The organism is Rhizobium sp. 57MFTsu3.2 (assembly GCF_012932765.1).
Taxonomy (GTDB): Bacteria; Pseudomonadota; Alphaproteobacteria; order Rhizobiales; family Rhizobiaceae; genus Rhizobium; species Rhizobium altiplani.
The window spans coordinates 155,868-170,067 of the sequence record NZ_JDWI01000008.1; the positions used below are offsets into that span (position 1 = coordinate 155,868).

General features: G+C 61.2%; 13 protein-coding genes. 2 read left to right on the forward strand and 11 right to left on the reverse strand.

From position 1 onward, the window contains the following. The first annotated feature begins 22 nt into the window (after positions 1-22). Both AF71_RS11560 and AF71_RS11565 read left to right on the forward strand, forming a co-directional pair. The gene (locus AF71_RS11560) at positions 23-958 is read left to right on the forward strand and encodes a tyrosine recombinase XerC (RefSeq protein ID WP_018855739.1); all 936 of its coding nucleotides are present in this window, start codon (positions 23-25) and stop codon (positions 956-958) included. 80 nt (positions 959-1,038) lie between these two features. Further along, positions 1,039-2,118, forward strand: coding sequence for a TraB/GumN family protein (locus tag AF71_RS11565; protein WP_018855740.1), 1,080 nt, complete (start codon positions 1,039-1,041; stop codon positions 2,116-2,118). Here the strand turns inward: AF71_RS11565 and AF71_RS11570 are convergent. The 11 genes from AF71_RS11570 to mdh form a co-directional block, all read right to left on the reverse strand. Continuing rightward, positions 2,115-2,618 (reverse strand): cytochrome b/b6 domain-containing protein, encoded by a 504-nt coding sequence (locus AF71_RS11570; RefSeq protein WP_026371589.1) that lies wholly within the window; start codon positions 2,616-2,618, stop codon positions 2,115-2,117. The genes AF71_RS11565 and AF71_RS11570 overlap by 4 nt on opposite strands. A gap of 96 nt (positions 2,619-2,714) precedes the next feature. Beyond that, positions 2,715-4,121: a dihydrolipoyl dehydrogenase gene (lpdA, locus tag AF71_RS11575; protein WP_018855742.1), complete on the reverse strand. Its 1,407-nt coding sequence runs from the start codon at positions 4,119-4,121 to the stop codon at positions 2,715-2,717. Positions 4,122-4,147: 26 nt separating this feature from the next. Further along, positions 4,148-4,786 carry a LysE family transporter gene (locus tag AF71_RS11580; RefSeq protein WP_169681385.1) on the reverse strand — a complete coding sequence of 213 codons (639 nt, stop codon included), beginning with the start codon at positions 4,784-4,786 and terminating at the stop codon, positions 4,148-4,150. A gap of 20 nt (positions 4,787-4,806) precedes the next feature. Further along, positions 4,807-5,559: an SDR family oxidoreductase gene (locus tag AF71_RS11585; protein WP_018855744.1), complete on the reverse strand. Its 753-nt coding sequence runs from the start codon at positions 5,557-5,559 to the stop codon at positions 4,807-4,809. After that, positions 5,556-6,080 (reverse strand): hypothetical protein, encoded by a 525-nt coding sequence (locus AF71_RS11590; protein ID WP_018855745.1) that lies wholly within the window; start codon positions 6,078-6,080, stop codon positions 5,556-5,558. The genes AF71_RS11585 and AF71_RS11590 overlap by 4 nt, the downstream gene beginning before the upstream one ends. Positions 6,081-6,158: 78 nt before the next feature. Then, a complete protein-coding gene (gene odhB / locus AF71_RS11595) occupies positions 6,159-7,403 on the reverse strand; it encodes a 2-oxoglutarate dehydrogenase complex dihydrolipoyllysine-residue succinyltransferase (protein WP_018855746.1) in 1,245 nt (414 codons plus the stop codon). A gap of 29 nt (positions 7,404-7,432) precedes the next feature. Further along, entirely contained in the window at positions 7,433-7,750 is a 318-nt protein-coding gene (locus AF71_RS11600; RefSeq protein ID WP_026371591.1) for a YciI family protein, read from the reverse strand. Between the two features lie 12 nt (positions 7,751-7,762). Beyond that, positions 7,763-10,747 carry a 2-oxoglutarate dehydrogenase E1 component gene (locus AF71_RS11605; RefSeq protein ID WP_018855748.1) on the reverse strand — a complete coding sequence of 995 codons (2,985 nt, stop codon included), beginning with the start codon at positions 10,745-10,747 and terminating at the stop codon, positions 7,763-7,765. Between the two features lie 161 nt (positions 10,748-10,908). Then, entirely contained in the window at positions 10,909-11,814 is a 906-nt protein-coding gene (gene sucD / locus AF71_RS11610) for a succinate--CoA ligase subunit alpha (protein ID WP_112655586.1), read from the reverse strand. 18 nt (positions 11,815-11,832) lie between these two features. Continuing rightward, the gene (gene sucC / locus AF71_RS11615; protein WP_018855750.1) at positions 11,833-13,026 is read right to left on the reverse strand and encodes an ADP-forming succinate--CoA ligase subunit beta; all 1,194 of its coding nucleotides are present in this window, start codon (positions 13,024-13,026) and stop codon (positions 11,833-11,835) included. A 39-nt stretch (positions 13,027-13,065) separates the two neighbouring features. Further along, positions 13,066-14,028, reverse strand: a complete 963-nt coding sequence (gene mdh / locus AF71_RS11620) for a malate dehydrogenase (RefSeq protein ID WP_112655582.1) — start codon at positions 14,026-14,028, stop codon at positions 13,066-13,068. Between the last annotated feature and the right edge of the window lie 172 nt (positions 14,029-14,200).

The window sequence follows — 14,200 nt, forward strand, 5'->3', positions numbered from 1 at the left end:
TGGCAAATTCAAGGCCGGATACGTGAACGAACTCCTGATCATCGCCGACCCCGGCCTGATGGCCGAGCGCTCGGCATGGCTCGATAGCCTGGCTCGCGAGCGACGTCTGTCGGAGCACACGCTCGATGCTTACGAGCGTGATACGCGTCAGTTCCTGACGTTTCTGACCGGTCACCTCGGCGGCCCCGCAACGCTGAAAGATATCCAGGCGTTAAGGCCCGCGGACTTCCGTGCTTTTCTGGCGGCGCGACGCAAAGAGGGCTCCGGCGCTCGTTCGCTCGGTCGCAGTCTCGCCGGGCTGCGTTCCCTCCTGCGTTACCTCGAAAAGAAGGGACTGGTGAATGCCGCTGGCGTCAGCGCCGTCCGCTCGCCGAAGCAGCCGAAATCACTACCGAAACCCTTATCCGACCGGCAGGCCATCACTGTCGTCAGCGACGAGGCTCAGTTGCACGAAGAGCCTTGGATTGCCGCACGCGATGCCGCCGTTTTCACACTGCTCTACGGCTGCGGTCTGCGCATCTCCGAAGCGCTCGATCTGACGCCTGGCAACTTCAACCGCGGCGCGGCCACGCTGCGCATAACCGGCAAGGGCAACAAGACCCGCCTTGTGCCGATGCTCACCGTCGTCTTCGACGCCGTCGAGAAATACCGGTCTTTGTGCCCCTATCATCTCGAAGGCGAAGAACCCCTCTTTCGCGGCGCGCGCGGCGGCAAACTGCAAGCTGCGATCATTCAGCGCACCATGCAAAAGATGCGCAGCGCCTTCGGCCTTCCGGAAACAGCGACACCGCATGCGCTGCGCCATTCGTTTGCCACCCACCTGTTGGCAGGTGGCGGCGATTTGAGAACCATCCAGGAATTGCTCGGCCACGCCAGCCTTTCCACCACCCAGGTCTATACAGGTGTGGATTCCTCACGATTGCTTGAAGTTTACGACCGTGCCCATCCCCGGGCGTAATCTTTTGTTAACGGCTTCTCTTAAGGGAATATCCGCACGCTGGGCGTAGGCTTAGCGATCATAGTGACCGGAACACCATCATGACGATCTCCATCGGCCACCGCAGCCTGCACATCGCATCGCCGAGCAATCTCCTGCTCTGGCTGATTGCCGCCTTTCACATGCTGCTTGCGGCAACCCTGATCGCTGCGCTGTTCTCGGTGTCCCCCGCCGCAGCGGCCGACGAGGATGCCTGTACCGGCCACAATATCCTGACCGATCTCAAGCAGAGCGATGCCGCCCGCTACGCCGAAGTGGTGAAGGAGGCCGATGCCGTGCCGAACGGCAAGGGCATTTTCTGGAAGATCGAGAAGGCGGGGATAGCCCCGTCCTGGCTGCTCGGCAGCATGCATGTGACCGATCCGCGCGTGCTGACACTCCCACCACGCACGCAGGCAGCCCATGACGCTGCCGACACGATCGTCATTGAATCCGACGAGATCCTCGACGAGAAGAAGGCTTCCGCCGCTCTGCTGATGAAGCCTGAACTGATGATGTTCACGGACGGGACGACGATTGAACAGCTTCTGTCTCACGACGACTACGTTCGTCTGGAGGAAGGCCTGAAGCAGCGCGGCATCCCACTTGCCGCGGTCTCGCGCATGCGCCCCTGGATGATATCAAGCGTTGTTGCCCTGCCCGGCTGCGAAATGGCCCGCAAGGCGAAGGGCGTACAGTTCCTCGATCAGAAGATTGCCGCAGATGCCGTTGCTGGGGGCAAGCAGGTCAAGGGCCTGGAAACGCTTGCCGAGCAGCTGCAGGCAATGGCCGAGCTGCCGACCGAATTCCACATGAAGTCGCTGATCGAGACGCTGGCCTTGGGTTCCAAGATGAACGACGTGGTGGAAACCATGACCGATCTCTACCTCTCCGGCGATATCGGCATGACCATTCCGATGCTGAAGACAGTCTCGCCCGACGGCGAGGATGAGGACGGCGACTATGCCGCCTTCGAACAGCGCATCATTCTCGACCGCAACAAGGTGATGGCCGAGCGAGCAGCCCCGATCCTTGCCAATGGCAACGTCTTCATGGCCGTCGGCGCGCTCCATCTTCCCGGCGAAGGCGGCGTCATCGAACTGCTGCGCAAGCAGGGCTTCACGGTGACGGCCGTCAACTAGCTCCCGACGGTCATGCGCCTGAGAACATTGGTCTTCCAGTAGAACTGGTGGGCCAGCGCGCCGGCAACATGCGCCGCGATCAAAGCCCAGAGGATTGCCTTGAGGATACCGCCATGAAGCTCGCCGGAAAAATCGATCCCTAGATAGTAAGCCATCATGCCGGTCAGCGGCAGGAGGAAGATGAGCAGATACAGCGCTGCATGCGCGACCTTGGCGCCAATCCGGAATATCTTCGGCTCCGCCGCCGGTTCAGCGGGCGCGCCCTGAATAAGGCGCAGGCAAACGCGAAAGATTGCCAGAACGAGAATGCCGATGCCGACATAGGCATGCACATTGGCAGACGCGATCTGATCTGCCGAGGGGATGCCACCATGACGAACCGTCCGGTTCCAAGCGTTCATACCATCCGGAAAGAGCAGGTTGAAAAAGATCATGAGCGCCATGACCCAATGCAGCAATCGCTGTGGGAGGCTATATGCATCACGAGAATCAGTAGGCATGTATCTATCCTCAAAACAGCAATTAGAACCGTTCTAAGGTAAATGGGCCGCCTGCTGTGAAGCAAGCGGCCCATCCCATATTGCGAAAATTTAATATTACATATGGATCGGCTTGAAGAAGGCGGCGAGAGCCGCTTCCTTAACCGCTTCCGACATGGTCGGGTGCGCGTGGCAGGTGCGGCCGAGATCTTCCGCGGAACCACCAAACTCCATCAGAACGGCGATCTCGTGGATCATCTCGCCGGCGCCGAAGCCGACGATATGGCCGCCGAGGACGCGGTCCGTTTCCTTGTCGGAGAGGATCTTCACGAAACCGTCGGTCGCCAGCATCGCGCGGGCTCGGCCGTTCGCGGTGAAGGGGAACTTGCCGACCTTGTAGGCGATGCCTGCCGCCTTCAGCTCTTCCTCGGTCTTGCCAACGGAGGCGACTTCCGGCTGCGTGTAGACGACGCTCGGGATGACGTCATAATTCACATGGCCATGTTGACCGGCGAGGATTTCGGCGAGCGCCACGCCTTCGTCTTCAGCCTTGTGAGCCAGCATCGGACCCTTCACCACGTCGCCGATCGCGTAGATACCAGGCACGTTGGTACGGAAGTGTCCGTCGATCTCGACGCGGCCACGATTGTCGAGCTTAACGCCTGCTTCTTCCAGACCGAGGCCGGCTATGTATGGCGTGCGGCCAGTCGCGATCAGAACGACTTCGGCGTCGAGCGTCTGTGCATCGCCACCCTTGACCGGCTCGAAGGTAACCTTGGCACCCTTGCCGCCCTTCTCAACGCCCGTCACCTTGGAGCTAAGGTTGATGGTGACACCCTGCTTGGCGAGCATGCGCTGGAACTGTTTGGAGACTTCGCCATCCATGCCGCCGAGAATCGTGTCGAGATATTCGACGACGGTGACCTTGGCGCCGAGGCGCAACCAGACGGAACCGAGCTCGAGACCGATGACGCCACCACCGACGACGATCATCGTTTCCGGCACCTTCTCAAGCGCGATCGCGCCCGTTGAGGAAATGATCACCTTCTCGTCGAGATCGACCTTCACGCCCGGAATGCCTGCCACGTCGGAGCCGGTCGCGATGACAATGTTCTTGCCTTCGATTTCCTGGACCTTGCCGTCTTCGGCAGTCACGGAAACCTTGCCAGCCGATACGATCTTGCCGGTCCCCTGGAATGCATCGATCTTGTTCTTCTTGAAGAGGAAGGCAACGCCATCGACGTTGGCCTTTACCGTCGCATCCTTGTGCGCCAGCATCTTTCCGAGGTTCAGCTTCGGAGCAGCGACCTCGATGCCGAGCGCGTCCATGCCGTGGCCAGCCTGATGGAACATTTCGGAGGCATGCAGCAGCGCCTTGGACGGGATGCAGCCGACGTTCAGGCACGTGCCGCCGAACGTTGCGCGCTTTTCAACGACAGCGACCTTGAGGCCGAGCTGGGCTGCCTTGATGGCAGCGACGTAGCCGCCAGGGCCGGTTCCGATAACGATCACATCGTAGGACATTGTTTCTTTTCCTTTTCGTTATTTGCTTAGTCAGCCGCGCGGGCGAGCGCGAGGCGGAAACCGAAGCCGACCAGTGCGGCGCCGGTGATACGGTTGAACCATCTGCCGCTTGCGATGAAGCGGTCGCGAATGGGCTTTACGGTGAAGAAAGTGGAGACGCCGGCGAACCAGGCGACGAGTGCGGTGGCCATTCCGATGCCGTAGCTGAACTGGATCAGCGCCGGGGTATCGTGATGCACCAGCGTCGAGAAGAGGGACAGGAAGAACAGGACCGGCTTCGGATTGAGCGCGTTGGTGATGAAGCCCATGCCGAGGCATTTCAGCGCCGAGATCGGCGCGCGGTCTTCGTCCGTCACCTCGATCTCATTCACGTTGAAGCCCGGCTCGCGGAAGGACTTGATGCCGAGGTAGACGAGATAGGCGACGCCGGCCCATTTGATCATGGCAAACAGCATCAGCGATTTGGAGACGATCAGGCCAAGGCCGAGGATCGTGTAGCTGATGTGAAAGAGCAGCGAGAAGCCCATGCCGAGGCCGGTCATCATGGCGGCACGGCGCCCGTGCACGATGCTCTGGCGCAGGATGACCGCAAAGTCGGCGCCCGGTACGACGATGAAGATCGAAAAGACGGCCATGAGGCCGAGAAATTCGAAGAAGTATTGCATGGCGATATGGTCTCCGTGCCCTAACGGCCGCCGCTGACGTTGAGTATGGCGCCCGTTATATAGGAAGCCGTCGGCGAGAGAAGGTAGAGGACCGCATCGGCTATCTCCTCTGCCGTGCCGGGCCGCTGCATCGGAATGCTCGGTGCGAGGTCGCGTGCGCGGTTCGGCAGGCCGCCGGATGCATGAATGTCGGTATCAATGACGCCGGGACGGATAGCGTTCACACGCACGCCCTCATTCGCCACCTCGCGGGACAGGCCCACGGTGAACGTATCGATCGCGGCCTTCGAGGCAGCGTAGTCGACATACTGCGAGGCCGAGCCCAGCACCGCTGCCATTGACGAAATGTTGACGATCGCCCCGCCCTTGCCGCCGTGGTTCGACGACATGCGGCGAACGGCCTCGGCCGCGCAGAGGATCGAACCGGTCACGTTGACACGCATCATCCGTTCAAGCCGCTCGACGCTCATCTCGTCGACGCGCTGCTTGGCATCGACGATGCCGGCATTGTTGACCAGCCCGTCCAGCCGTCCGAAATGCCTGTCGACGGCCTGAAACATCGAAACGATATCCTGCGCGCTGCCGACATCGCCCTTGATGGCGATGGCGTCGCCACCCTCTGCCTTGACCTCGGAGACGATAGCATCGGCAGCGGCGCGGTTCGCGGCGTAGTTCACGGCGACGTCCCAGCCCTGGCGGGCAGCGAGACGGCAGACCGCCGCACCGATGCCTCGGCTCCCGCCGGTAACGAGAAGGACGGGTCGTTGTGTCATTTCGCGCACTCCTCGAATGCCAGGACATCCCACGGCGCAACCGTCGCCTTGTCGTTGCCCCATATCTGCGATTGGCGGATCGCCGGGCCGAGACCCGGCAGAAAGATATTCTCGGTGGCTGCCGCGGCTTCGGACTGCAGATTGTCGATTTCGCCCTTGGCGTTTACGCTATAGACCGTGCCCCGCCAGATCGTGCAGGCATCCAGATCGGCGCCCGTCACGTCGCCGCCAGGGCAGTTGAACATCAGGATACCGACGGCGCGTTCCGGATCGTCGGACGGCATCACATAGCCGTCCAGCTCGATCGAAGTTTTGAGAACCTTTAGCGTGAACCGGTTTCTGGCAGCGGCTGCTTCCGAATTGATCGGCGTAAAGCGAAGCTCGTAGGCGCCGTCGCGGTCGGCATAGACGGCACTTGCCTGCGTGCAATCGGGAGCACCAAAAGCAGTCGCAGGCAGCGCCAGCAAAAACGCGAGCGACGCCCAGACCCTACCCTTGGCAAAGGGAGGCATCCCGGTCATACGCCCTGTGGAGATTGCCAGCGACATTACGCGCCCCGCTGAGGTGGAAAGGGCCGCTCACGCGGCCCAGTCGAATGCTTAGAGATCGAGAACCAGGCGCTCCGGATCTTCCAGGCTTTCCTTGACGCGGACGAGGAAGGTCACGGCTTCCTTGCCGTCGACGATACGGTGGTCGTAGGAGAGCGCGAGATACATCATCGGACGGATGACGATCTGGCCGCCAACGACGACCGGACGGTCCTGGATCTTATGCATGCCGAGGATGCCGGACTGCGGCGCGTTCAGGATCGGCGAGGACATCAGCGAGCCGTAAACGCCGCCATTGGTGATCGTGAAGGTGCCGCCCTGCATGTCGGCCATCGAGAGCGAGCCATCGCGCGCAGCCTTTGCGAGACGCGCCAGTTCCTTTTCGACTTCAGCGATCGACATCTGGTCCGCGTCGCGGATGACAGGGACGACGAGGCCCTTGTCCGTGCCGACGGCCATGCCGATGTGGCAGAAGTTCTTGTAGATGATGTCGGTGCCGTCGATCTCGGCGTTAACAGCCGGAAGTTCCTTCAGCGCGTGGGTGATAGCCTTGGTGAAGAAGCCCATGAAGCCGAGCTTCACGCCATGCTTCTTTTCGAAGACGTCCTTGTACTTGGCGCGCAGGTCCATGACAGCCTTCATGTCCACCTCGTTGTAGGTGGTCAGCATGGCAGCCGTGTTCTGTGCGTCCTTCAGGCGCTTGGCGATCGTCTGGCGCAGGCGCGTCATCTTCACGCGCTCTTCGCGAGCCGCATCCTCGACAGTCGACGGGCCGCGGGCGGCAGCCGGAACGGCAGGAGCGGCAGCGGCAGCCGGGGCGGAGATGCCCTTGGCAACAGCAGCGATCACGTCGCCCTTCAGAACCTGGCCACGCTTGCCGCTGCCGTCGATCTGATCGGCCGACAGGTTGTTTTCGGCGAGCATCTTGGCGGCAGCCGGTGCCGGCGGCATCGCGGAAGCAGCAGCTGCCGGAGCAGCGGCGGCAGCGACAGCCGGTTCGGCTACCTTTGCCGGGGCGGCGGCGGGAGCAGCAGCAGCCGGGGCGGCGGCGGCACCAGCGCCTGCGGCGATCTGGCCGAGCAGCGCGCCGAGACCGACGGTTTCGCCAGCCTGGGCGACAATCTCGGACAGCGTACCGGAAGCCGGTGCGGGCACTTCGATGGTCACCTTGTCGGTTTCAAGCTCGAGAATCGGTTCGTCGGCCTTGATGGCATCGCCGACCTTCTTGAACCAGGTACCGACGGTTGCCTCGCTGACGGATTCACCGAGAGTTGGAACGCGGATTTCTGTGGCCATTGTTCAAATCCTGATTTGCTTGTGTTCGTTTATTCGTTTCCGGCTCCTGACGGCCGGAGAATGATCGAGGGCATTGGCAATATGTCGAAGCGAAAACCGTAACCGGACTGGATGATCGGATCGGCATCGGCAAGCGCTTGCGCTGCCTGCTGATCCTCCACCGAGACGACTGCCATGCCCCAGCCTCCTTCACCTTCGAAGACGGGACCGACGGCGATCGCCGATCCCTGTTCCGCGTTCTGGTGCCAGTAGGCGGCATGGCGCTTCATCGCGGCCATTTCCTCCCCGGTCGCGTCGTAGGGGAAACGGGGGCGAGGCGGCACAAGTCTGAAGAAGAAATATGCCATCGCCCCGATCCCTTAACCGCCCAGCGCATCCTCGAGGAATGCGGCGAGCTGCGACAGATGCTTGGACATCAGACCCGTTGCCGGCGAAGCGGCAGCCGGACGGCCGGTGTAACGGACGCGCTGGTACTTCGCATCGATGTGGGCGAGCACCCACTCCAGATACGGGTCGATGAACGACCATGCGCCCATGTTCTTCGGCTCTTCCTGGCACCAGACCATCTCGGCGTTCCGGAAGCGGGAAAGCTCGTTGATGAGCGCCTTTGCCGGGAACGGATAGAGCTGTTCGACGCGCAGCAGGTAGATGTCGTCGATGCCGCGCTTTTCGCGCTCTTCCAGAAGGTCGTAGTAGACCTTGCCGGTGCACATGACCACGCGGCGGATCTTCGCATCCTTCTGCAGTTTGATCGGGCCGTCCTTGATGACCTCCGCATCGTCCCAGAGGAGGCGATGGAAGGAAGACTCGCCAGCGAGTTCGGCAAGGCTGGAAACAGCCCGCTTGTGACGCAGCAGGGACTTCGGCGTCATCAGCACGAGCGGCTTGCGGAAGTCGCGCTTCAGCTGACGGCGCAGGATGTGGAAGTAGTTCGCCGGCGTCGTGACGTTGGCAACCTGCATGTTGTCCTCGGCGCAAAGCTGCAGGAAGCGCTCGAGGCGGGCCGAGGAGTGCTCCGGACCCTGGCCTTCGTAGCCATGCGGCAGCAGGCAGACGAGACCCGACATGCGCAGCCACTTGCGTTCGCCCGAGGAGACGAACTGGTCGAAGACGACCTGCGCACCGTTGGCGAAGTCACCGAACTGGGCTTCCCAAAGGGTCAGCGCATTCGGGCGAGCCAGCGAATAGCCGTATTCGAAGCCGAGCACCGCTTCTTCCGAAAGCATCGAGTTGATGACTTCGTAGCGAGCCTGGTTGGACGACAGGTTCGCCAGCGGGATGTAGCGCTCTTCCGTCTCCTGATCGTAGAGAACCGAATGACGCTGCGAGAAGGTACCGCGCTCGCAATCCTGACCGGAAAGGCGGATCTTGTGGCCTTCGACAACAAGCGAACCGAAGGCAAGCGCCTCGGCCATCGCCCAGTCGAGATTCTCGCCCGTCTGGATCATGTTGGCGCGGTTTTCCATGAAGCGCTGGATCGTGCGGTGTGCATGGAAGCCTTGCGGAATTTCCGAAAGCTTGCGGCCGATATCCTTGAGCGTCTTCATCGGAACGGCGGTCTTGCCGCGGCGCTGTTCGTCGGCGTTGTCAGCCGTGCGCAGGCCCGACCACTCGCCATCCAGCCAATCGGCCTTGTTCGGCTTGTAGCTCTGCCCGGCGTCGAACTCCTGCTCGAGATGCGCGCGCCAGTCAGCCTTCATCTTCTCGACGTCGCCATCGGTCAGCAGGCCTTCGGCAACGAGGCGATCCGCATAGATCTGCAGCACCGTCTTGTGGGCGCGGATGACCTTGTACATCTTCGGCTGAGTGAAGGACGGCTCATCGCCTTCATTGTGGCCGTAGCGACGATAGCAGAACATGTCGACCACAACGGGCTTGTGGAACTTCATGCGGAATTCCATGGCGATCTTGGCAGCATAGACAACTGCTTCCGGATCGTCGCCGTTGACGTGGAAGATCGGCGCTTCGATCATCTTGGCGACGTCGGACGGATAGGGCGACGAACGCGAGAAGGCCGGGTTGGTGGTGAAGCCGATCTGGTTGTTGATGATGACGTGCATCGTGCCGGCAACGCGGTGACCGCGCAGGCCCGACAGGCCGAGGATTTCGGCAATCACGCCCTGGCCGGCAAACGCCGCGTCGCCGTGGATCAGCAGCGGCAGAACCTTGGCGCGCTCCGACAGCGGAATGGTATCGCCGTCCCAGACGGTGGCGCCCATGTCCTGCTTGGCGCGAGCCTTGCCCATGACGACGGGGTCAACGATTTCAAGGTGCGACGGATTGGCCGTCAGCGAGACGTGGACCTTGTTGCCGTCGAACTCGCGGTCGGAGGAGGCGCCGAGGTGGTACTTGACGTCGCCGGAACCTTCGACTTCGTCAGGCGCGTAGGAACCGCCCTTGAATTCGTGGAAAATCGCGCGATGCGGCTTGCCCATGACTTGCGAAAGCACATTCAGACGACCGCGATGGGCCATACCGAATACGGCTTCACGAAGGCCGAGGTGGCCGCCGCGCTTCAGGATCTGCTCCAGCGCCGGGATGAGCGATTCGCCACCATCGAGACCAAAGCGCTTGGTGCCCTTGAACTTCACGTCTAGGAACTGCTCGTAGCCTTCGGCCTCGACCAGCTTGGCAAGGATCGCCTTCTTGCCTTCCGGGGTGAAGGCAACGCCCTTGTCCGGACCTTCGATGCGCTCCTGGATCCAGGCTTTTTCTTCCGGATTGGAAATATGCATGAATTCGACGCCGAGGGTCGAGCAGTAGGTGCGCTCGAGGATCTCGATCATCTCGGGAAGGGTGGCGTATTCAAGGCCGAGAACGTTGTCGATGAAGATCTTGCGGGAATAGTCGGCCTGCGTGAAACCGTAAGCTTCGGGCGACAGTTCCTTGTAGTCTTCGACGGGTGCTGCGATCCCGAGCGGATCGAGCTTGGCATGCAGGTGGCCGCGCATGCGATAGGCGCGGATCATCATGATGGCGCGGACGGAGTCGCGGGTCGCCTGCAGGATGTCGGCACCTTCGGTCGGCTTGCCTGATGCTTCCGCCTTGCCCTTGACCTTGGTCTCGATGATCTTTTCAACAGTGCCCCAATCGCCGTCGAGCGCCGAAACTAGATCGCTCTTCGGCTGCAGGGGCCAGTTCGTCTTGCGCCAGGATGCACCCTTGGCCGCCTTTTTCACATCTTCCGGATTGTCTTCCAGAGCCTTGAAGAAGGACCGCCATTCCTCGTTGACCGAGCTCGGGTCTTCTTCATAGCGCGCATAGAGCTGCTCGATATAGGCAGCATTGGCGCCATCCAGGAACGAGGTAATCTGAAACTGCTCGTTGGCTTCTTGCCGTGCCATGGTTGCACGCGGACGCTTTCGTCCGCCTCCTGACTTGTGATTCCGCCGGATACTCGACCGGCTTGCCGCATCTGTCGATAGCCGCCTGTCCGCGGCTCATTCCATTTCAAAGTCGAGACCCGGGCGAGCGGCGAAAACCGTTGCCCGGGTTATAGATTGGATTAGCCCTTGAGGACTTCAACCAGCGTCTTGCCGAGGCGCGCCGGCGAAGGCGAAACCTTGATGCCAGCCGATTCCATGGCCGCGATCTTCGATTCCGCGTCGCCCTTGCCGCCGGAAACGACAGCACCGGCATGACCCATGGTGCGGCCCTTCGGAGCCGTACGGCCCGCGATGAATCCGGCCATCGGCTTCTTGCGGCCCTTCTTGGCTTCGTCGATCAGGAACTGGGCCGCGTCTTCTTCAGCCGAGCCGCCGATTTCGCCGATCATGATGATCGAGGTCGTGGCTTCATCGGCCAGGAACATTTCCAGCACGTCGATGAACTCGGTGCCCTTGACCGGGTCGCCGCCGATACCGACAGCCGTCGTCTGGCCGAGGCCTTCGTTGGATGTCTGGAACACCGCTTCGTAGGTCAGCGTGCCTGAACGGGAAACGATGCCGACCGAACCCTTGCGGAAGATCGAGCCCGGCATGATGCCGATCTTGCACTCTTCCGGCGTCAGGATGCCCGGGCAGTTCGGTCCGAGCAGGCGTGACTTCGACTTGTCGAGCTTGGCCTTGACGCGCACCATATCCATGACCGGGATGCCCTCGGTGATGCAGGTGATGAACGGGATTTCGGCCTCGATCGCCTCGATGATCGCATCAGCAGCACCGGCCGGCGGGACGTAGATCACGGTCGCATCGGCGCCGGTCCGTTCCTTGGCTTCGGCAACGCTTGCGAAGATCGGCAGCGAGGTACCGTCGACGCCCGACGACCAGGTTTCGCCACCCTTCTTCGGGTGAATACCGCCGACCATCTTGGTACCGTAGTAAGCCAGCGCCTGTTCGGTGTGGAAGGTACCGGTCTTGCCGGTCAGGCCCTGAACGAGAACCTTGGTGTCTTTGTTGACGAGAATAGACATTCTTTCGGTCCTTCCGGATTAGGCCTTGATCGCCGCGACGATCTTCTTCGCCGCGTCGTCGAGATCGTCGGCAGCCGTAATCGCCAGACCCGACTCGTTGAGGATTTTCTTGCCGAGTTCGACGTTGGTGCCTTCGAGGCGAACGACGAGCGGAACCTTCAGACCGACTTCCTGCACAGCTGCGACAACGCCTTCGGCGATGACGTCGCAACGCATGATGCCGCCGAAGATGTTGACGAGGATGCCCTCGACCTTCGGGTCAGCCGTAATGATCTTGAAGGCTGCAGCGACCTTCTCCTTGCCGGCGCCACCGCCGACGTCGCAGAAGTTTGCCGGCTCCTTGCCGTAGAGCTTGATGATGTCCATCGTCGCCATGGCGAGACCGGCGCCGTTGACCATGCAGCCAATGTTGCCGTCGAGGGCTACGTAGGCGAGATCCCACTTCGAGGCCTCGATTTCCTTGGCGTCTTCCTCGGTCTCGTCGCGCAGCGCCTTGACGTCGTCGTGGCGGAACAGCGCATTGCCGTCGAATGACATCTTGGCGTCGAGAACGCGCAGGTGGCCATCCTTCATGACGATCAGCGGGTTGACCTCGAGGAGAGCCATGTCCTTCTCGCCGAATGCCTTGTAGAGCGCCGGAAACAGCGACTTGGCGTCTTCGGCGGCGGCGCCGGTCAGTTCGAGAGCCTTGGAGATCGCAGCAACGTCAGCCGCGGTGACGCCGGCTTCCGGATCGATAGCGATCGTGTGGATCTTCTCGGGCGTATCGTGAGCGACAGCCTCGATGTCCATGCCGCCTTCGGTCGAGACGACGAAGGCAACGCGGCCAACCGAGCGGTCGACCAGCAGCGAGCAATAGAGTTCGCGGGCAATATCGGCGCCGTCTTCGATGTAGAGGCGGTTGACCTGCTTGCCAGCTTCGCCCGTCTGCGCCGTTACCAGCGTGTTGCCGAGCATTTCCTTGGCGTGAGCAACGACTTCGTCGATCGACTTGGCGAGACGAACACCGCCCTTGGCGTCGGCGCCGAGTTCCTTGAACTTGCCCTTGCCGCGGCCGCCGGCATGGATCTGGCTCTTGACCACATAAAGCGGGCCCGGAAGCGACTTGGCGGCAGCTTCGGCTTCCTCGACCTTGAGGATCGCCACACCTTTTGCGACCGGCGCGCCATAGCCCTTCAGCAGAGCCTTGGCCTGATATTCATGAATATTCATGGATCTATTCCTGTTGGATTGCGTCAGCGCGCGGTCTGATTACTTCAGCGCAGGCGCAATGTTGATGCAGGCTTCGCAAAGACCGGCGACAGCAGCGACCGACTTGTCGAAGGCTTCCTTTTCGGCCTTGTTGAGGTCGATCTCGATGACGCGCTCGACGCCGCCGGCACCGATAACAGTGGGAACGCCGACATACATGTCCTTGACGCCGTACTGGCCAGTCAGCTGTGCTGCGCAAGGCAGGACGCGCTTCTTGTCCTTGAGGTAGGACTCGGCCATTTCGATCGCGGAAGCAGCCGGCGCATAGTAGGCCGAGCCGGTCTTCAGCAGGCCGACGATTTCGGCACCCCCGTCACGGGTACGCTGGATGATTTCTTCGAGGCGTTCCTTGGTGACCCAACCCATCGTGACGAGATCCGTCAGCGGAATACCGCCAACCGTCGAATAGCGGGCGAGCGGCACCATCGTGTCGCCATGGCCGCCGAGAACGAATGCCGTGACGTCCTGTACGGAAACGTTGAATTCCTGGGACAGGAACAGGCGGAAGCGCGACGAGTCGAGAACGCCGGCCATACCGACGACCTTATTGGCCGGAAGGCCGGAGAACTTCTGCAGCGCCCAGACCATCGCGTCGAGCGGATTGGTGATGCAGATGACGAAAGCGTTCGGGGCATACTTCTTGATGCCGGCGCCGACCTGTTCCATGACCTTGAGGTTGATGCCGAGAAGGTCGTCGCGGCTCATGCCCGGCTTGCGCGGCACACCGGCGGTGACGATGCAGACATCAGCACCCTCGATCGCCGAATAGTCGCTGGCGCCCGTCAGGTTGGCGTCGAAGCCCTCGACCGGAGAGGACTGAGCGATGTCGAGGCCCTTACCCTGAGGAATGCCGTCGGCGATATCGAAGAGAACGATGTCACCCAGTTCCTTCAGGCCGGCGAGATGCGCCAGCGTGCCACCAATCATGCCAGAACCAATGAGTGCGATCTTGTTACGCGCCATTTCGCTGTTTCCTTTGCGATCAAAATTCGTCAGGCGACGCGCGGAGGGGCATCGCCCAATGCCGCAATCGCATAGCTCCAAAGCCAAAAAATGGCAAATGATTATTTTTGAGCAAGGAATTTCAATCGTTTAGATCATAAAATTCTTACGTAAACGTAAGATTATTTGTCGC

What these genes read in the sequence shown, in the direction of transcription:
- lpdA (WP_018855742.1), bottom strand. Translation starts at nt 4,121, where the DNA reads ATGTCCTACGATGTGATCGTTATCGGAACCGGCCCTGGCGGCTACGTC.
- mdh (WP_112655582.1), bottom strand. Translation starts at nt 14,028, where the DNA reads ATGGCGCGTAACAAGATCGCACTCATTGGTTCTGGCATGATTGGTGGC.
- sucD (WP_112655586.1), bottom strand. Translation starts at nt 11,814, where the DNA reads ATGTCTATTCTCGTCAACAAAGACACCAAGGTTCTCGTTCAGGGCCTG.
- AF71_RS11600 (WP_026371591.1), bottom strand. Translation starts at nt 7,750, where the DNA reads ATGGCATATTTCTTCTTCAGACTTGTGCCGCCTCGCCCCCGTTTCCCC.
- AF71_RS11570 (WP_026371589.1), bottom strand. Translation starts at nt 2,618, where the DNA reads ATGCCTACTGATTCTCGTGATGCATATAGCCTCCCACAGCGATTGCTG.
- AF71_RS11590 (WP_018855745.1), bottom strand. Translation starts at nt 6,080, where the DNA reads ATGACCGGGATGCCTCCCTTTGCCAAGGGTAGGGTCTGGGCGTCGCTC.
- sucC (WP_018855750.1), bottom strand. Translation starts at nt 13,026, where the DNA reads ATGAATATTCATGAATATCAGGCCAAGGCTCTGCTGAAGGGCTATGGC.
- AF71_RS11605 (WP_018855748.1), bottom strand. Translation starts at nt 10,747, where the DNA reads ATGGCACGGCAAGAAGCCAACGAGCAGTTTCAGATTACCTCGTTCCTG.
- AF71_RS11585 (WP_018855744.1), bottom strand. Translation starts at nt 5,559, where the DNA reads ATGACACAACGACCCGTCCTTCTCGTTACCGGCGGGAGCCGAGGCATC.
- AF71_RS11580 (WP_169681385.1), bottom strand. Translation starts at nt 4,786, where the DNA reads ATGCAATACTTCTTCGAATTTCTCGGCCTCATGGCCGTCTTTTCGATC.
- odhB (WP_018855746.1), bottom strand. Translation starts at nt 7,403, where the DNA reads ATGGCCACAGAAATCCGCGTTCCAACTCTCGGTGAATCCGTCAGCGAG.
- AF71_RS11565 (WP_018855740.1), top strand. Translation starts at nt 1,039, where the DNA reads ATGACGATCTCCATCGGCCACCGCAGCCTGCACATCGCATCGCCGAGC.